This window comes from Flaviaestuariibacter terrae, from assembly GCF_054777635.1.
Genome location: NZ_BAAHAL010000006.1, coordinates 161,702 through 179,592 on the forward strand (window position 1 = coordinate 161,702; position 17,891 = coordinate 179,592).

At 58.6% G+C, this 17,891-nt stretch carries 14 protein-coding genes; 7 read left to right on the forward strand and 7 right to left on the reverse strand.

Translation table 11 applies throughout. From position 1 onward, the window contains the following. Positions 1-4: 4 nt before the first annotated feature. Positions 5-1,057: a tetratricopeptide repeat protein gene (locus tag ACYU7Z_RS01430; protein WP_460566890.1), complete on the reverse strand. Its 1,053-nt coding sequence runs from the start codon at positions 1,055-1,057 to the stop codon at positions 5-7. A gap of 72 nt (positions 1,058-1,129) precedes the next feature. Continuing rightward, a complete protein-coding gene (locus tag ACYU7Z_RS01435; protein WP_460566891.1) occupies positions 1,130-1,618 on the reverse strand; it encodes a GNAT family protein in 489 nt (162 codons plus the stop codon). A 127-nt stretch (positions 1,619-1,745) separates the two neighbouring features. On the opposite strand from ACYU7Z_RS01435, the gene era reads away from it, so the two are divergent. From era to ACYU7Z_RS01450, 3 genes are all read left to right on the forward strand, one after another. Continuing rightward, entirely contained in the window at positions 1,746-2,615 is an 870-nt protein-coding gene (gene era, locus ACYU7Z_RS01440; protein ID WP_460566893.1) for a GTPase Era, read from the forward strand. A gap of 76 nt (positions 2,616-2,691) precedes the next feature. Continuing rightward, positions 2,692-3,999 carry a ribosome biogenesis GTPase Der gene (der, locus tag ACYU7Z_RS01445; RefSeq protein ID WP_460566895.1) on the forward strand — a complete coding sequence of 436 codons (1,308 nt, stop codon included), beginning with the start codon at positions 2,692-2,694 and terminating at the stop codon, positions 3,997-3,999. Between the two features lie 88 nt (positions 4,000-4,087). Next, the gene (locus ACYU7Z_RS01450) at positions 4,088-4,315 is read left to right on the forward strand and encodes a hypothetical protein (protein WP_460566897.1); all 228 of its coding nucleotides are present in this window, start codon (positions 4,088-4,090) and stop codon (positions 4,313-4,315) included. A 70-nt stretch (positions 4,316-4,385) separates the two neighbouring features. On the opposite strand, the gene ACYU7Z_RS01455 is transcribed toward ACYU7Z_RS01450, so the two are convergent. The 3 genes from ACYU7Z_RS01455 to pafA form a co-directional block, all read right to left on the reverse strand. Continuing rightward, positions 4,386-6,596 (reverse strand): DUF4954 family protein, encoded by a 2,211-nt coding sequence (locus ACYU7Z_RS01455; protein WP_460566899.1) that lies wholly within the window; start codon positions 6,594-6,596, stop codon positions 4,386-4,388. Positions 6,597-6,717: 121 nt separating this feature from the next. Next, a complete protein-coding gene (gene glmS, locus ACYU7Z_RS01460; protein ID WP_460566901.1) occupies positions 6,718-8,553 on the reverse strand; it encodes a glutamine--fructose-6-phosphate aminotransferase in 1,836 nt (611 codons plus the stop codon). Positions 8,554-8,763: 210 nt separating this feature from the next. After that, entirely contained in the window at positions 8,764-10,374 is a 1,611-nt protein-coding gene (pafA, locus tag ACYU7Z_RS01465; RefSeq protein ID WP_460569136.1) for an alkaline phosphatase family protein, read from the reverse strand. A 100-nt stretch (positions 10,375-10,474) separates the two neighbouring features. On the opposite strand from pafA, the gene ACYU7Z_RS01470 reads away from it, so the two are divergent. The 4 genes from ACYU7Z_RS01470 (at position 10,475) to ACYU7Z_RS01485 (ending at position 16,522) form a co-directional block, all read left to right on the forward strand. Beyond that, positions 10,475-11,281, forward strand: coding sequence for a Cif family virulence factor (locus tag ACYU7Z_RS01470; protein ID WP_460566903.1), 807 nt, complete (start codon positions 10,475-10,477; stop codon positions 11,279-11,281). 77 nt (positions 11,282-11,358) lie between these two features. Then, complete coding sequence (locus ACYU7Z_RS01475) at positions 11,359-12,621, forward strand: aminotransferase class I/II-fold pyridoxal phosphate-dependent enzyme (RefSeq protein ID WP_460566905.1); 1,263 nt, start codon at positions 11,359-11,361, stop codon at positions 12,619-12,621. Positions 12,622-12,775: 154 nt separating this feature from the next. Next, the gene (locus ACYU7Z_RS01480) at positions 12,776-14,938 is read left to right on the forward strand and encodes a S9 family peptidase (protein WP_460566907.1); all 2,163 of its coding nucleotides are present in this window, start codon (positions 12,776-12,778) and stop codon (positions 14,936-14,938) included. Positions 14,939-15,289: 351 nt separating this feature from the next. Beyond that, complete coding sequence (locus ACYU7Z_RS01485) at positions 15,290-16,522, forward strand: NADP-dependent isocitrate dehydrogenase (RefSeq protein ID WP_460566908.1); 1,233 nt, start codon at positions 15,290-15,292, stop codon at positions 16,520-16,522. A gap of 134 nt (positions 16,523-16,656) precedes the next feature. Here the strand turns inward: ACYU7Z_RS01485 and msrA are convergent, their stop codons facing one another. Both msrA and msrB read right to left on the reverse strand, forming a co-directional pair. Continuing rightward, the gene (gene msrA, locus ACYU7Z_RS01490; RefSeq protein WP_460566909.1) at positions 16,657-17,301 is read right to left on the reverse strand and encodes a peptide-methionine (S)-S-oxide reductase; all 645 of its coding nucleotides are present in this window, start codon (positions 17,299-17,301) and stop codon (positions 16,657-16,659) included. 8 nt (positions 17,302-17,309) lie between these two features. Next, positions 17,310-17,813: a peptide-methionine (R)-S-oxide reductase gene (msrB, locus tag ACYU7Z_RS01495; RefSeq protein ID WP_460566910.1), complete on the reverse strand. Its 504-nt coding sequence runs from the start codon at positions 17,811-17,813 to the stop codon at positions 17,310-17,312. Positions 17,814-17,891 lie beyond the last annotated feature (78 nt).

A 17,891-nucleotide genomic window follows, 5' to 3' on the forward strand; every position in this document is an offset into this window, starting at 1 on the left:
TTTTTTAGTTGCGGAAAATCTCTTTGCCGGAAACAACATCCGACACATAGCTGAAGGAGGAGGCGCTCGCGCTGTCAGCCTTTGCTTTTTCGATCAGCGCATCGCGCTCGCGCAGCTTGCCGGTAAAATGGTACACCAGCGAGAGGCTGGCGAGGCAATAGCCGTCGCTGGGGTCAATGCGAAGTCCTTCCTGGACGGTGGCGAGGGCGGCCGCGTCTTTCTTCTGCTTCAGCAGCACACGCGCCAGCACCCCATAAGCGCTCGCTGATTCGCGGTTAAGGTCCAGCAGGCGCTCGGCAAAAACGAGCGCAGAATCGGTTTGGCCTTCCTCGCGCTTCACGGCCACCATGGACTGCAGCGCGGAGCTATAGCCCGGCTCATCGGAAAGCAGCTGCCGAAGCGTGCTGTCGGCCGCGGGGTACCGCTTTTCGCGGCCCTGCACGGTCGCGAGGAGCAGCCGGCCCATCGGGTCGGAAGCATTGCGCTCGAGAAAGCCGAGCACCTGTGCTTCGGAAAGTGTTTCCGAGGGATCGGCAACACCCTGGAGGAAGGCCCTGAGGCTGTCGGACGGGAGGTAGTGCGCGGCGAGCTCGATGGTTTCCGTCGTTTGGGCAAAAAGCCCGTCGTTGTCGATTTTCTTGTTTTCCAGCGCGAGGTATGCGCGCTTCATGGCTTCTATGTCGTCGTTGTGGTAGGCCGCGATCAACAGGCGGCACTGCGCGTCGATGAAACCCGGCTCGCGGCGGACGGCCTGCTCGAGTTCGCGCTGGGCCGTTTTGTAGCGGTGCGCGTTCATTGCGACCATCGCCCGTTTCTCGTGGATAGCGGTGCTGAGGGTACCGGGAAGCTTATACAGGCTGAACAGGAGCAGTAGCACGATGAAGGCTCCGAAAAGGCGCAGCCAGCGCGGCACGGGGTAGCGGATCGCTTTTTCGCGGCACTCTCCGCAAAGCGGGTTGCGGCCTTCATAGCTTCCTATGGGGATCTCGCACAAAAGGCATTGCAAGGCGGCGGGACGTTCATCGGAGGAAGCCTCCGGGTTGAGGAGCTCAGACATACAGTAGTTTGGTGACGGCAAACCTAGCTCTTTTTGTCCAAACTCAGCGCTGGCGCCGGGTTCCGCCGGCGGTCACGCAGCCCCGCCCTTCCATTCGAGCTGCAGCAGGGGATAGGGCATACCTATTCCGTCGGTGGTCGTGCGGCCGGCGACCCCGAAGCCGGCAGCCCGGTAAAAGCGGCAGGCTTGCTCGTTCTGCTCGTTTACATCGACGCGCCGGAGCCCGAGCTCCTGCAGGGCAAAATGCAGCAGCTCCCGCCCAAGGCCGCGCCCGCGCTCGTCGGGACGCACAAAGAGCATCTCGATCTTTTCCGACCCGACGCCCAGGATCCCGCTGATCCGCCCGCCGGCGTCGCGCATGCAGTACAGGTCGAGCAGCTCGAGGTATTGCGGGGTCAGGGCGCAGAAGAGGAGCATGTCTTCCTCGTTGAGGAAGTAGTGCGTTGCCCGCACGGAGTGCTCCCACACGTCGAGGAGCTCCTGGTAATCGTCGTGGCCGGGGCGCTGGATTCCGGCAGGCCCGGAGGCCGGGGCACCGGTAGGGTTGTTTGGCTGGATCATGGCGCAAAGTTCCCCCGCCGCCCGGGGCGGCCGCCGGCAGGCTGTTTCAACTGCCCAAACGGGGCTGTCAACTGCTCCGGGAACGTTATCGGAGGCCGTCCGCCGCTTCAGCCTTACCTTTGCGGCGATGAAAGCTGGTTTTGTCAACATATTCGGTAAGCCCAACGCGGGCAAAAGCACGCTGCTGAACGCCCTTATCGGCGAAAAGCTGGCCATCGTGTCGCCGAAGGTGCAGACGACCCGCCACCGCATCAAGGGTTTCCTCACGACCGATACGTACCAGATCATCTTCTCCGACACCCCGGGCATTATCGGCGAAACACGCTACAAGCTCCATGAGCGGATGATGGGCGCCGTAAAAAGCGCACTGGAAGACGCGGATGTGGGCGTGCTGCTGGTGGACGTTCACGACAACCTCGAGGAAAACGACGCCATCTTCACCGCGCTCCGCCTGCGTGTGCCCTGTGTGCTGGTGCTCAACAAGGTGGACAAGGTGAAAAAGGAAAGGCTCGACGAGGTGCTGGCCTTCTTCAAGGACAAGCCCTACGCCAAGCGGATCGTGACGCTGTCGGCGCTGACGCACAACGGTGTGCCGGCGCTCCTGGAAGCTATCACCGAGCTGCTGCCCGAAGGCGAGCCCTTTTATGCCGAAGACGAGATGACCGACCTGCCCGAGAAATTCTTCGTGGCGGAAATGGTGCGCGAAAAGATCTTCCAGTACCTGCAGGACGAGATCCCCTACGAGGCGACGGTGCTGGTGCAGGAATTCAAGCACAAAAGCTCGCTCATCAAGATCGGCGCCATCATCGTGGTGCAGCGCGAGTCGCAGAAGGCCATCATCCTCGGCGAAGGCGGCAAGATGATCAAGCGCATCGGCTCCGAGGCCCGGCAGGAGATCGAGAAGTTCCTCCAGTCGAAGGTCTTCCTCGAGCTCTTCGTAAAGGTGCGGCCGAAGTGGCGCGAGAATGATTTGTTATTAAGAGAATACGGATATTAAATCGCTGATTTAGGATCTCGGATGGCTGATGTACGATCAGATCCGACATCAGACATCAGCCATCAGACATTGAATTATGGGTTTTACAGTAGCAATCGTGGGACGCCCCAACGTGGGCAAGAGTACCTTCTTCAACCGCCTGCTCGAGCAGCGCAAGGCCATCGTGGAGGATACGCCCGGCGTTACCCGCGACCGGCAATACGGCGTTGCGGATTGGAACGGCAAAAGTTTTAACGTGATCGATACGGGCGGGTTTGTTCCCGACTCGCAGGATGTGTTCGAGCGCGAGATCCGCAAGCAGGTGGGCATCGCGGTCGACGAGGCCAACGCCATCCTCTTCGTGGTGGATGCGGCAACCGGTGTTACCGATCTCGACGAGTCGATGGCCGACCTGCTGCGCCGCAGCACGAAGCCCGTGTTCATGGTCGTGAACAAGGTCGATAACAACACGCGCATGCTCGAGGCATCGGAGTTTTACAGCATGGGCTTCGAGCACATGCACTTCATCTCCGCCATCAGCGGCTCCGGCACCGGCGACCTGCTCGACGAGGTCACCGCCATCATCCCCGACGAGCCCGAGGAAGCTCAGGAATCGGGTGTGCCGAAGTTTGCCATCATCGGGCAGCCCAACGTGGGTAAGTCGTCGCTGCTCAACGCGCTGGTTGGCGCGGAGCGCACCATCGTCAGCGATATCGCCGGCACCACGCGCGACACCATCCACACCCGCTACAACCTGTTCCAGAAAGACTTTGTACTGATCGATACGGCAGGTATCCGCCGCAAGACGAAGGTGCACGAAGACCTCGAGTTCTACTCGGTCATCCGCGCCATCAAAGCGGTCGACGAAGCCGACGTTTGCCTGTTGCTGCTCGACGCCGAGAAAGGCATCACCGCACAGGACCTTAACATCTACAGCCTCGCCGCCCGCAAGGGCAAGGGTATCGTGGTACTGGTCAACAAGTGGGACCTCGTAGCGAAAGAAACCAACACGGCCCGTGATTACGAGAAAGTGCTGAAGCAGCGCCTCGCGCCGTTCAACGACGTTCCCATCATCTTCATCTCGGCGAAAGACAAGGTCCGCATCTTCCAGGCCATCGAGGCCGCGCTGCAGGTGTATGAAAACCGCCAGCGCAAGGTGGCCACCTCGAAACTGAACGACGTGATGCTGAAGGCCATCGAAGCCTTCCACCCGCCGGTCATCCGCGGGCATGCGCTTAAGATCAAGTATGTAACGCAACTGCCCACGGTTGTTCCGTCTTTCGCGTTCTTCTGCAACTTCCCCGAAGAAGTGAAGACGCCGTACAAGAATTACCTGGAGAACCAGCTGCGCGAAAACTTCGATTACAAAGGCGTGCCGGTGCGGATCTTCTTCCGGAAAAAATAACTGTGGAAAAAAACCGATAGGGTGATTTGTTTTTTCGGCATGGACGGCTACCTTTGCGCCCATTAGTTAACTAAAACCACTAAGTATCATGAAAAAAGTATTTGGCGTTCTCGCTATCGCTGCTACCCTCGTAGCTTGCAACAGCAACTCGGAAAACAGCGCAACCACCGACACTACCAAGACGACTACCACCGTTACCACTCCTGACACGGCTGTAACTACGCCCGTTGTTGCGGACACGGCTGCTGCTCACGTTGACACGACGATGCACACCGACACTACCAAGTCGACGACTACGACTACGACCAAGCACTAATCTTTGGTTGTTGACCATAGTAAAAGAGCCCTTCATCGAAGGGCTCTTTTCTTTTTCGTTACAGGGCTGGTTAGGAGCCGACCACGTTGCCTTCCAATATGCGGCCCACGCTGCGGCGCAGTTCGGCCAGTTCTTCCTGCTGCAGGCGGATAAAGCTGTTCTCGTCGAGGGGACCCACCACTTCATTCATTTCCTCTTCACTGTCGTACACCATTTTCCGGAACGGGTTGTCGTAGTCTTTCGCACGTGCTTTAAAGATGCCTTCGACCATCCACTCCTTCACGGCCAGCGTGCGCTCCATCAGCTTGCGGAACTGCGGCTCGCTGAAGCTGCTGCTATCGGTGCCGGTCAGCTCGAAGTAAGCCGCCAGCGCATGATGGCGCTTTTGTTCGGCGTACAGGGCGCTGTTTAGTTCGTAAACCGAATGCACATCGCTCCAGCTGGCAAAGTCTCCGCCCTTGATGCCGTCGATGAGCGCTTGCACCGATTTGTCGGGCATAAGCTGGCCGCCGGCGTTGTGCCAGGCTGCACGGCGCGGATCTTCCGGCAGCGTCGCCTTCAGGTCGGCAAAAGAGCCGAAGCCTTCCTGTTCCCATTGCCGGAGCAACTGCATACCGGCGTAAAAATGAATAAGGTCGTGGAAGCAGCGCCAGGCCTCGTGTACCTTCGTGAGGATCGTCGGCCGCGCATTGTTCTCGAAGCCATAGGCGCGGATACCTGCCTTCGCATCGAGCTTTCCGTCGCGTAGCAGCGCGCGTCCTTCGGCCTCCAGGTCGCGCTCGGAAAGGCCGCCGGCATCGCCGCCGCGGGCATGAAGCGCCGCAAAGCGCTCCATCAGCTGCAGCCCGGTGAAGATCTCGTTGACGCTGTCGGGAGCAAGGAAGTCGTATTCGATATACTGGCTCTTGCGGGTGCGCTTGTCGCGGTCGACGTACTTGTGCGCGTTGCGGGCGAGGGCGTACATATTGTACAGGAACCAATAGCCTGGCATGATCTGGAGCCGGTTGTTCGCTTCGTCGTTCGACACAAGACAGAAGGGGATGGGGATGTTGAGCTCGCTGCTGTAGTCGCCCTTCGCAATGAGCGTGAAGCAGGCAAACTTCGAGTTGTGCTTCAGGCTGACACAGAGGCCCGGCCAGAACCCGCGCCCGGCAACAATCTCGCCATCGGCGGCGCGGCTGTTGTGGTTGGAGCCTACGGTGGCGCCGGCGGCCATATTGCTTTGCCCCATCACGAGGGCCGCGCAGAGAAACGAGTTGTTGTGGTGTTGCTCGTGGGCCGGGAAGATGAGCGAGTTAAGCACCTCGCAACAGGAGATGGTGGCGTTGTTGCCCAGGTACGAGTTGATCAGGCGCGCGCCGTATTTGAGCTGCGAGTGCGAGGCGGTGACGAAGCGAACGGCCTTTACGCCGTAAAAGATCCGGCAGCCATAGCCAACAATTCCATTCACCAGCTCGCAGCCTTCACCGATCTGCGACATCGCATCTGGGGCCGAGTTGATCGTAAGGTTCTTCAGCTTGTTGGCGCCTTTTACATACGCATCGGAGCCAAACCACACATCCTTGACGATGCTGGTGTTCTTGACCACCGTGCGGTCGCCCACCTTGCCGTAGTAGCCGCGGCGGGCGTCGTAGCGCAGTTGTGTCAGCTCCTTGAGCCGTTCCATCAGCACGGCGTCGGCGCGGTACTTGGCCCAGAGCCAGGCATCTCCCGGAAGCATGCCGTTGAAGGGAATGATCTTTCGCCCCGCGTTCTCGTTGCATACCTCCAGCCACACGCGGATGCTTTCTTCCTCGCCTTCCTTCAGGATGCCGTTGCCGAACTTGGCCGACTGCGTCGTATGCAGCTCGTCGATGTTGAGCAGCAGCACCTCATTGCCGATGATATAGTGCGACAGAAACTTGACGTTATCGACCACGACGTTGTCGCCGAAGTCGCAGGAGATAATGGTACTGTTATAGAGTCCTACGGGATGCGTCACATTATGGTGCCGCAGCGCCACGCGCTCCAGCTTGCCGATGCGCACAAGGCCGAAAAATTTGCAGTTGCGCACGAGGTCGGCATTGAATGCGTCGGACACCTGGATCTTGTTCCAGTCGTCGGAGGTATTGTTATGACGCACGAGCGTTTCGATCTCCTGGGCTGTCAGGTTGCGGTACTCGATGCCACTGCGGTTCTGCAGGTTGCGCAGGTAGTATTCGTCGGCGCCATCGGGCAGATAGGCAGGGTCCACGAAGCCGTAGCCGATCGAGGGAAGCGCGATCTTGCGGATGTCATTCATGCTACGAAATTACCGTGTGCCCCGCGAATAACGAATAGCGGGCGTCAAACAAAGAAAAAGGCCTCTCCCGGGGGAAAGGCCTTGTTTATCGGGTAGCATCTTGCGGTGTCTTTGCTTCGGATTATTCCACCGTAACCGACTTGGCGAGGTTGCGCGGCTTGTCGACGTCGAAGCCCTTGGCCACACCGATGTGGTAGGCCAGCAGCTGCAGCGGGATGCAGTTGAGCATCGGGGCCAGGATCTCATCGGTCTCGGGCACCACGATCACGTCTTCGGCGAGCGAGAGGCTCTGCGTATCGCCTTCGTTGATGATAGCGATCACGCGGCCCTTGCGTGCTTTGATCTCCTGCATGTTGGAGATCACCTTCTCGTGGTAGGAGTCTTTGGTGGCGATGAACACAACCGGGAGGCTCGGGTCGACGAGCGCGATGGGACCGTGCTTCATCTCGGCAGCGGGGTAGCCCTCTGCGTGGATGTAGGAGATCTCTTTCAGCTTCAGCGCGCCTTCGAGGGCAACGGGGAAGTTGTAGCCACGGCCCAGGTAGAGGCAGTTGGATACGTCCTTGTATTTTTCACCGAGCGCTTTGATGGCGTCGTTCTGCTCGAGGATCTTGGCCACTTTTTCGGGGATGGCGTCAAGCTCGCGCACCAGCTGCAGGAAGCGCTCGTGCGTGATGGTGCCTTTTTCGAGGGCAACCTTGAGCGCTACCATCGTCAGTACGGCAAGCTGGCCGGTGAAGGCTTTGGTGGAGGCCACACCGATCTCCGGACCGGCATGCGTGTAGGCACCGGTATCGCTGAGACGCGCGATCGAAGAGCCGACCACGTTCACGATACCCATGATGATCGCGCCCTGCTTCTTGGCGTTTTCGATGGCCACCAGCGTATCCGCCGTTTCACCGCTCTGCGAGATGGCGAGAATAACGTCGCCCGGATGGATCACGGGATTGCGGTAGCGGAACTCGGAGGCGTATTCCACCTCGACGTTGATGCGGCAGAGTTCTTCAAAAATGTATTCGGCTACAAGACCGGCGTGCCAGCTTGTGCCACAGGCGACCATCACGATGCGGTTGGCATTCATCAGCTGCTCGGCATACTTGGCGATGCCGCTCATGGTGATGGAGCCGTTGATGGCGTCGAGGCGGCCACGGAGGCAGTCGGTGATCGTTTGCGGCTGCTCGAAGATCTCCTTGAGCATGAAGTGGTCAAAGCCACCCTTCTCGATCGCAGCCAGCTCGAGGTCGAGCTTCTGGATAAAGGGCGTCTGGCGCTCGTTGCCCAGGTTCTTCAAAATGAGCTCGTCGGCCTTGATGATGGCCAGCTCGTAGTCGTTCACGTATACTACTTCCTTCGTGTATTCGATGATGGGCGAAGCGTCGGAAGCAAGGAAGTGCTCGTTCTTGCCGATGCCGATCACGAGAGGCGATCCTTTGCGGGCGGTGATGATGGTGTCGGGGTTGTCCTCATCCATCAGCACGATCACGTAGGCGCCGACCACGCGCTTGAGGGCCACGCGGACTGCTTCTTCAAGCGGGCAGCCCAGGTTGTTCTTGATGTCTTCGATGAAGTTGAGAAGCACCTCGGTGTCGGTGTCGCTTTTGAAGCTGTAGCCTTTGCGAATGAGGTCTTCCTTCAGCTGGGCATAGTTTTCAATGATACCGTTGTGGATCATCGCCAGCTTGCCGGAGGCCGACAGGTGCGGGTGGGCATTGCGGTCGTTGGGCTCGCCGTGGGTGGCCCAGCGGGTGTGACCGATGCCGATATGGGAGTGCAGGTTCTTGCCAACGAGGCTTTCCTCGAGGTCGGCAACCTTGCCTTTTTTCTTGTACACGTTCAGTTCCTTGTCGAGCAAGGCCACGCCGGCGCTGTCATAGCCCCGGTATTCGAGCCTTTTCAGGCCTTTCAGGATAACCGGGTATGCCTCGCGAGGGCCGATATAGGCGACGATTCCGCACATAGGGGTGTATATAAGTTAATATAAGGACGCGAAATTCCGTAAAAACAGGCAGATTGCCAAAGAGCGGGTAAATAGGAGTAATGGCGCTTCGGCTGCGCTCACCGTGACAAGGCGACTTTGTTATCCCGAGCTTGCTGAAGGATAGGCGGCAGGCATGCGCCAGCCAACTACAAACTACAAACCACAAACGACAAACTACAAACTAGAACCTCACCGAACGACCTCTTCAATCGGCTTGCCCACGCAGGCATTGGGCATCTGGATATGCAGCAGCGCGGCCAGCGTGGCGGCGATGTCGGTCATGTACACCTCGCGCACGAGGCGTCCGGGCTTTTGCTTCCAGCCAAACCACAGCAGCGGGATGTGCGCGTCGTAGGGATAGGGCGCGCCGTGGGTGGTGCCGGTATTGCCGCCCCAGTCGAACCACTGCGGGCGGAACACAAACTGGATGTCGCCGCTTCGCTGCTGGTTGTAGCCGTTGGTGACCATATCCTTGAACCGCGGCGGGAGCGTGGCGCCGGCGAGGTTTTCGAGGTCGGCGACCTTCGACACACCCGGGTGGCGCATCAGCTCGCTCATAATAAATGTTTTGATGGCGGCGCGGTCGGCACCGGCCTTGCGGATGCCTTCGTCGTCGAGGTATACCTGGTAGTTGATCAGCGAGCGTACGGCGCGGCTGATGCCGAAGGTCCGCGCCACGGCGGCATTGAGGCTGTCCTGCAGGGCACGGTCGTCCACGCGGCCCGAAGGGATCTTGTGATCGCCGGCAAAGCCCGGCGTATGGGCCGCCCCGTGGTCGGCGGTCAGGAAGAACAGGTATTTGCCCTTGCCTACATTCTGGTCGAGAAACTTCAGGAAAGCCGCCAGCTGCTGGTCGAGGCGCAGGAAGCAGTCTTCCGCCTCGATGGAATTGGGGCCGAAAGTATGGCCGATATAGTCGGTCGAGGAAAGCGAAACCGAGAGGAAGTCGGTGAAGGCGCCTTTGCCGAGGCGCTCGTTAAGCACGGCGGCCTTTGCAAATTCAAGCGTATACTCGTTGCCCCAGGGCGATGTGCGGAAGGCATTCATCGCGGTTTCACCCTTCAGCGAATCGAGCAGGTGCGGAAAGGTATTGCTGCCGCCCGGCATCATTCCTTCCCAGCGCTGGGCATCGGGGCTGCTCTGGGCATAGCTGCCGATAGGGTAGAGGGTGTTCCAGTTTCGTTTCAGGTAGGAAGCCGGAAGTCCCTTGGCGTTGAAGCTGCTCACCCAATCGGGGAGGCTGTTGCCGTAATACGTGCTGCTGATCCAGCCGCGGGCCGAATTGTCGAACCAGAAAGCCTCGTTGGCCGTGTGGCCGCCGGGGAGGATGGCGCCGCGGTCTTTGAGGGCAATGGCAACCGTCTTGTTCCGGAAGTTGGTCGCCAGGCGCAGTTCGTCGGTGATCGTATTGGCCCAGAGGTTACGGGGCGACATCTGGCCCCAGACGTTGTCGCTGCCGACGCCGCGAACCGTGTTGTCCTGCGTGCAATACATCGTCGTATCCACGCGGCGGTCCCACCAGGTGTTGGAGATGATGCCATGCAGCGACGGAACGCTTCCCGTATAAATACAGGTATGGCCGGGGGCGGTATAGGTAGGCGTGTAGGGAATAAAGGTATTGTCGCAGGTAAAGCCTTCGCGCAGCAGGCGCTGAAAGCCGTCTTTGCCGTAGCGGTCGGCAAAGCGGTACAGGTAATCCCAGCGCATCTGGTCAACCACGAGGCCCACTACGAGCACGGGACGCTCCGGTGCCTGCGCGCCGGCACGGAAAAGGGTACAGAAAAAAATTGCTGCCAACATCAAACGCTTCATCATCCGGTTTTTAGTAGGCGGCAAAATTACGGCTCAAAAAAGGACCGGCGGCAAGGGATGGATTAAAATTGCAATATATCTTCCGGTCATGAAGCAGCTTCTATTCGCAGCCGCGGTGCTTGTCAGCGGCCATTGCATCGCCCAGCCCGCGGCACTGCAGGCCATGGTCGGCACCGAGCGTGCCTTTGCCGCAAAGTCGATGAGCGAGAACACGCGCTCCGCTTTTCTTGCTTTCATGGACACAACCGCCATCATGTTCCGTAAAGACTCGTTTGTTAACGGGTACCATATGTGGCTTGCCCGCGAAGCGCGCCCCGGCAAGCTGGATTGGAAACCCGTGGTAGCCGAGCTCGCCGGCTCCGGCGACTGGGGCTTTACCACCGGGCCCTGGACCTTCCGCCCCACAGAGAAAGACAGCGCCACAGGGCGCGGTCATTTCTTTACGATCTGGCACAAGGGCCCCGACGGTCAATGGCGGTTTCTGTTCGACTGCGGCACCGAGGGCGGCCGCGAGCCCCTCGACCTGCTGTACCCGTTCACGGCGGGCAAGACGCCCGGTGATGAGGCCAGCCTCCTGCAGACCGATAGCCTGTTTACAGAGGCGCTTCGCAGCAACGCGCGCGCCGCGCATGTAGCGCACCTGTCGGTCACCAGCATGCTTTGCCGCAACGAGGGAACCTATGCGCTGACGCCGGGGCAGCAGGCCAAATGGCTCAAAGCCCTTCCGGCAACGATTGCCGGCAGCCGCGCGGGCTACCTGCTGGCGCCCTCGCGCGACCTGGCGCTGGTGTATGGAAGCATGGTCACCCCGAAGGAAGGCCCGCAAGCCTTTGTGCGCCTCTGGCGCCACGAGCCGGGCGGCTGGCGCCTCGCCGCCGAAATGCTCCCGCTCTAGGTAGGACAGAGAGCGCTCTTGATCTGGGATCAAAATCGTACTTTTGCGGCAATTTTCGTATCAATAAAAGCACGCATATGGCAGATATCTTTGAGCGTTTGGTAAAAAATTACGGCCCTCTCGGCCAGCACCGCGAGCGCGCGCACGGTTATTTCGCATTCCCGAAACTGGAGGGAGAGATCGGCAGCCGCATGAAATTCCGCGGTAAAGACGTCATTGTCTGGAGCCTGAACAACTACCTCGGCCTCGCCAACCACCCCGACATCCGCAAGGCGGACGCCGACGGTGCCCGCGACTTCGGACTTGCCTACCCCATGGGCGCCCGGATGATGAGCGGTAACTCCAACTACCACGAGCAGTTGGAGCGCGAGCTCGCCGAGTTCGTAGGTAAAGAGGACGCCGCCCTTCTCAACTTCGGTTACCAGGGTATGGTGAGCATCATCGATGCGGTTTGCTCGCGCCACGACGTGATCGTGTACGACGCCGAAAGCCACGCCTGCATCATCGACGGTCTCCGTCTTCATACCGGCCACCGTTTCGTGTTCAAGCACAACGACCTCGAAGATTTCGAGAAGCAGATGCAGCGCGCCACGGCTCTTACCGAAAAAAACAAAGCCGGTGGTATCCTCGTGATCACTGAAGGCGTCTTCGGCATGGCCGGCGACCAGGGCAAGCTGAAGGAAATTATCGATCTTAAATCCAAATACGACTTCCGCGTACTCGTTGACGACGCCCACGGCTTTGGAACGCTCGGCGCTACCGGCGCCGGTGCCGGCGAAGCGCAGGGCGTGCAGGAAGGCATCGACCTGTATTTCTCCACCTTCGCCAAGTCGATGGCCTCCATCGGCGCCTTCGTGGCCGGCGATCGCCAGATCGTGGATTATATCCGCTACAACATCCGCTCGCAGATCTTCGCCAAGAGCCTGCCCATGCCGATCGTGCTGGGTAACCTGAAGCGCCTGGAGATGCTCCGCTCGATGCCCGAGCTCCGCGAAAAGCTCTGGAAGAACGCCCTTGCCCTGCAGGCCGGTCTGAAGGAGCGCGGCTTCGACATCGGCAACACCGACACCATGGTAACGCCCGTGTACATGAAGGGTGGGGTGGAAGAAGCTACCGCGATGGTCATGGACCTGCGCGAGAACTACGGCATCTTCTGCTCGATCGTGGTGTACCCCGTTATCCCGAAAGGACATATCATCTACCGCCTGATCCCGACGGCATCGCATAACGAGGCCGACATCGAGGCTACCCTCAACGCGTTCAGCGAAACGAAGGCGAAGCTCGATCAGGGTGCTTATAAAGCCGAAGCCATTCCGGATATGGCCGATGCAAAGGCGTAAGAAGTTACCTGGAACATCTACGCAAGAAGCGTTCGCGAAGAAAAGGTCCCGTCGAATGACGGGACCTTTTCTGTTAAACTATTGCCGTTCCTCCAATAGCGGCGGCACCCAAAGCGACGGTAAACTATATTTAGCCTTCAAATCCCCTAGGCACATGCGCATTCTGTTTCTTTTTCTCTTCCTGCCTTTCCTGGCGATTGCCCAGACAAAGCAGATTACCCTCGAAGACATTTACAAGAAAAACACGTTCCGCGGCGAGTCGGTCCCCGGGTTCACGGGTGCTTCCGACGATTCGCTGTTCAACCCCGCCGATGTGAAAGACGAGACGGGCAAGCAGCTCTCCACGGCCGATTACCAGGTAGCCTCCGACCGCAAGCGGATCCTGTTCTTCAACGGCCGCGAGCCCATTTACCGCCGCTCCTCGAAGGCCACGGCCTACATCTACGACCTCGGCACGAAGAAAGCGCTGCGTCTCAATGCAGGCAAGGTGCTGCATCCCACGTTCTCGCCCGACGGGAGCAAAGTGGCTTACGTGTTCGACAACAACCTGTATATCTACGATGTTGCGACTTCGCAGACAACCGCGGTGACCACCGACGGCCAGTGGAACAAGATCATCAACGGCAACTGCGACTGGGTGTATGAAGAAGAGTTCGAGTTCAGCCGCGCCTTCGACTGGAGCCCCGACGGCAAATACATCGCCTATTACAAGTTCGATGAGACCAACGTGAAGGAATACCAGTTCACGGTTTACGACAGCGTTTACAACCGCCAGTACGGCTACAAATACCCCAAAGCGGGCGAGAGCAACTCCAAAGTGGCCATCCGTCTCTACGACGTCGCTGCCCGCAAGGACGTGCCCGCACAGTACGAGCAGGGCGATATCTACATCCCGCGTATCAAGTGGACGCAGGACGCCAACCCCAAGCTCGTTGTATTCTGGCTCAACCGCCACCAGAACGACCTGCGCCTGCTTCTCACCAACCCCGCCACCGGTGCGGCCTCGGAGATGTACCGCGAGCAGAACAAGTACTTCGTGGAGATCAACGACAACTGGCAGTTCCTCAAAGACGGCAAGAGCTACCTCTTCACGTCGGAGATGAACGGCTTCACGCAGCTGTACCGCTACAGCATCGACGGCAAGCAGAAGATCCAGATCACGAAGCAGAAGAACGATATCGCCGACATCAATGGCGTTGACGAGAAAAACGGCCTCGTGTATTATACGCTTGCCTACCCGACACCGATGGACCGCAACCTGTTTGTATCGGACCTGAACGGCAAGAACACGAAGCAGCTGACGCAGGGAAGCGGCTGGCACCGCGTTGAGATGAAGCCCGATTTCAGCCAGTTCATGGATTACTACTCCAATATCAACACGCCCCAGTCGGTTACGCTGTACGACCTTAAGAAAGACAAGGCCACGTTCAGCAAGACCCTCGGGGAAAATACAAAGCTGAAAAGCACGCTTGCTGATTTCGGCGTCGGCAAGGTGGAATTCCTGCGCATCCCCAACAGCAAGGGCGATACGCTCAACGGCTGGATGCTGAAGCCTGCCAACTTCGATCCCACGAAAAAATACCCGGTGCTGTTCTGCAACTATGGCGGCCCCGGCTCGCAGCAGGTGGCCAACCGCTTCGGCGCCGCCAACATGTGGCACCAGATGCTTGCCCAGCGCGGCTTTATCGTTGTGTCGGTCGATAACACCGGCACCGGCTTCCGTGGCGAGGAGTTCAAAAAGAAGACCTACCTGCAGCTCGGCAAGTTCGAGATCGAAGACCAGATCGACGCGGCCCGCTACCTTGCGAAGCAGTCCTATGTCGATGCTAAGAACATCGGGCACTGGGGCTGGAGCTTCGGCGGCTTTATGAGCTCGCTGGCCATCACCAAGGGCAACGACGCCTTCTCGGCCGCAGTGGCCGTGGCGCCCGTGACGTCCTGGCGTTTTTACGACAACATCTACACCGAGCGTTACATGCGTACGCCGCAGGAGAACAAGGCCGGCTACGACGACAACGCGCCCATCAACTTCGTGAACCGCATCAAAGGCAAGTTCCTCCTGATCCACGGCACCGCCGACGACAACGTGCACTTCCAGAACAGCACCCAGATGATCTCGGCGCTGGTGAAGGCCAATGTCGATTTTGAAACGATGTATTATCCCAACAAGAACCACAGCATCAACGGCAGCGTGGACAATACCACGTTCCACCTCTGGAGCAAGATGACCAACTGGATCTTCGACAACCTCGGCAACGACCAGGTCAATAAGGCCCACGTGGGTAACGCGATCAATGCGCCGAAGAAGGAGTTCTGATCCTAGTTTTTTACAGTCGATAGCCAAAGGCGTTGCATGAGCGACGCCTTTGCTGTCATTGCGAGGCACGAAGCAAACTCCTGCGTTACGCGAGCTGTCGCCAAACTGCGAAATTGACTTCCAGCAACAAAGGAAACCCCTTCGAATCTTCTTACAATTCGGTTCTGTCCTAAAGTAGTGGAGTTTGCTTCGCTGCGCTCGCAATGACCGGTTGTTGCCTGGGGCCAAAATCGGCCGCGCACTCCGTGCGCCGAAGCTTTAGCGCAGGCGCAATCGTTTCCGGTAAAAACCGGCCCCGAAAATGCCTATTCCTTACCTTCGCCCATCATTTTTGACTTAAAACCCTGCTTCATGACCCAGAAGATCAAAGTGGCCAACCCGGTGGTAGAACTGGATGGCGACGAAATGACCCGCATTATCTGGAAATTCATCAAAGACAAGCTGATCCTGCCTTATATCGATGTCGACATCAAGTACTTCGACCTCGGCATCGAGTACCGTGACCAGACCAACGACCAGGTGACCGTCGACGCCGCCAATGCCATCAAGCAATACGGCGTGGGCATCAAGTGTGCCACCATCACCCCCGACGAGGCGCGTGTAGAGGAGTTCAAGCTGAAGCAAATGTGGAAGAGCCCCAACGGCACCATCCGCAACATCCTCGATGGCACCGTGTTCCGCGAGCCGATCGTGATCAAGAATATCCCCCGCCTCGTTACCAACTGGGACGCCCCGATCATCGTAGGCCGTCACGCCTTCGGCGACCAGTACCGCGCCACCGACTTTGTAACTAAAGGAAAGGGCAAGCTCACCGTGAAATTCGAAGGCGAAGACGGAACGGTCATCGAGCACGAAGTGTACAACTTCCGTGGCGATGGCGTTGCGCTCACCATGTACAACACCGACGAGTCGATCCGCGGCTTTGCACACAGCTGCTTCAACATGGCGCTGAGCAAGGGCTGGCCGCTCTACCTCTCTACCAAAAACACGATCCTCAAGAAATACGACGGCCGCTTCAAGGACATCTTCGAAGAGGTGTACCAGGCCGACTACAAGTCGAAGTTCGAGGCCGCCGGCATTACCTACGAGCACCGCCTTATCGACGATATGGTGGCGTCCGCGCTCAAGTGGAACGGCAACTTTGTATGGGCCTGTAAGAACTACGACGGCGACGTACAGAGCGACACCGTTGCGCAGGGCTTCGGCTCGCTGGGCCTCATGACCTCCGTTCTCGTAACGCCCGACGGCAAGACGATGGAAGCCGAAGCCGCCCACGGCACGGTAACGCGTCACTACCGCGAGCACCAGAAGGGACGTCCGACCTCCACCAACCCCATCGCTTCGATCTTCGCCTGGACACGTGGCCTCGCCTTCCGCGGCAAGCTCGATGGCAACCAGGAGCTCATCGACTTCTGCAACGCCCTCGAAGCCGTGTGCATCGAAACCGTTGAAAGCGGCAAGATGACCAAGGACCTCGCCATCACCATCAACCCCGGCAAAGCCGAGCACGGAAAGGATTACCTCTACACCGAGGAGTTCCTGGATGCGATCGATGAGAACCTCAAAGCTAAAATGGCGAAATAGTCTGCTAGTCTGCTAATGTGCTGGTCTGCTAATGCAACTGCACTACCGACAATAAAAAAGCCCTCGCGATGCGGGGGCTTTTTTATGACAGCAACTGAATTCGGGCCTATCAATAAAAGGTTGCAATGAGTCGGTCAGTCCTTAAATGGCCCCGGGAAAGTGCGGCGGAAGTGCTCATAGTCGGGGATAGAAACGGAGCGGACATAGGGCTGGTTGGGGTGATGGGCAACAAACTCCTGGTGGTAGCGTTCGGCCGGGTAGAATTCGCCGAGCGGCAGCAGCTCGGTAGCGATCGGCTTGCGGTATTTGCCGGTGGCTTTGATCCGGGCGATCTCTTCTTCGATGATCTTTTTTTCCTGCGGGCTCCGGTAAAAGGCGATCGAGCGGTATTGAGTCCCCTGGTCGGGCCCCTGCCCGTTGGCCTGTGTCGGGTCCTGGCTGGCAAAAAATGCCTGCACGAGCGTGCGGAAAGAAATGACCGCCGGATCATAATAAACCTGTACGCTTTCGGCATGGCCGGTTTGACCCGTACCTACCGTTTCATACGTCGGGTTTTTTGTGTGTCCGCCGGCATAGCCCGATACGGCATCACGCACGCCTTTCAGGCTCTGGAAAATGATCTCCGAGTGCCAGAAGCAGCCCTCTGCAAAGGTGGCAACGGCCTCTCCGGAAGCCGGCCTGTCCGGGTTGCCTGTGGGGATCTTGTGTTGGCCCAGGCCAGGCTGCGGATCGCAGGCTGTGGCCAATGCCGTAACGACTGCCAGGAGTAGCTGTTTCATTTGCGTGGCTATTGTTTGGAAGAAGTGGGTGGCTTGCCGCCCTCGGGAACGAAGAGGAGCGCGGCCGAATTGATGCAGTAGCGCTTGCCGGTGGGCGGCGGGCCGTCGTCAAACACATGCCCCAGGTGCGACCCGCTTTTGCTGTCGATCACTTCGGTGCGTTCGAAGCCCAGCGACCTGTCTTTGCGCAGCAGCACCGAGCCGGGGATCGCTGCATAGAACGAAGGCCAGCCAGTACCCGAATGAAACTTGGTTTCGGAGCGGAATACGGGCTGCAGCGACGCCGCGGAGTAGTAGGTGCCTTTTTGGGTGAGATCCGTGTATTGGCCGGTGCCGGCGGGCTCGGTGCCCTGCTGCCGGAGGATATAATATTGCTCCTTGCTAAGGCGGGCCCGCCATTCGGCATCGCTGTAGCGGATCGGGAAACTGCCCGACCCTATTTTGTCTTTCTGGGCTTGCGCACAGCCGGCAAAGAGCAGTGCGGCAACAGCTGCTACGAATACGCTTTTCATACCGGTGTTTTGTAAAAGTTACGAAAGGTGCGGCGCCCCGGTTCCCATCGAAATGTGAAGATGCGCCCGCCGTTAATG

Bases quoted from the DNA above. Each gene is read 5' to 3' on its own strand.
- ACYU7Z_RS01430 (WP_460566890.1), bottom strand. From the start codon at position 1,057: ATGTCTGAGCTCCTCAACCCGGAGGCTTCCTCCGATGAACGTCCCGCC.
- ACYU7Z_RS01435 (WP_460566891.1), bottom strand. From the start codon at position 1,618: ATGATCCAGCCAAACAACCCTACCGGTGCCCCGGCCTCCGGGCCTGCC.
- era (WP_460566893.1), top strand. From the start codon at position 1,746: ATGAAAGCTGGTTTTGTCAACATATTCGGTAAGCCCAACGCGGGCAAA.
- der (WP_460566895.1), top strand. From the start codon at position 2,692: ATGGGTTTTACAGTAGCAATCGTGGGACGCCCCAACGTGGGCAAGAGT.
- ACYU7Z_RS01450 (WP_460566897.1), top strand. From the start codon at position 4,088: ATGAAAAAAGTATTTGGCGTTCTCGCTATCGCTGCTACCCTCGTAGCT.
- ACYU7Z_RS01455 (WP_460566899.1), bottom strand. From the start codon at position 6,596: ATGAATGACATCCGCAAGATCGCGCTTCCCTCGATCGGCTACGGCTTC.
- glmS (WP_460566901.1), bottom strand. From the start codon at position 8,553: ATGTGCGGAATCGTCGCCTATATCGGCCCTCGCGAGGCATACCCGGTT.
- pafA (WP_460569136.1), bottom strand. From the start codon at position 10,374: ATGTTGGCAGCAATTTTTTTCTGTACCCTTTTCCGTGCCGGCGCGCAG.
- ACYU7Z_RS01470 (WP_460566903.1), top strand. From the start codon at position 10,475: ATGAAGCAGCTTCTATTCGCAGCCGCGGTGCTTGTCAGCGGCCATTGC.
- ACYU7Z_RS01475 (WP_460566905.1), top strand. From the start codon at position 11,359: ATGGCAGATATCTTTGAGCGTTTGGTAAAAAATTACGGCCCTCTCGGC.
- ACYU7Z_RS01480 (WP_460566907.1), top strand. From the start codon at position 12,776: ATGCGCATTCTGTTTCTTTTTCTCTTCCTGCCTTTCCTGGCGATTGCC.
- ACYU7Z_RS01485 (WP_460566908.1), top strand. From the start codon at position 15,290: ATGACCCAGAAGATCAAAGTGGCCAACCCGGTGGTAGAACTGGATGGC.
- msrA (WP_460566909.1), bottom strand. From the start codon at position 17,301: ATGAAACAGCTACTCCTGGCAGTCGTTACGGCATTGGCCACAGCCTGC.
- msrB (WP_460566910.1), bottom strand. From the start codon at position 17,813: ATGAAAAGCGTATTCGTAGCAGCTGTTGCCGCACTGCTCTTTGCCGGC.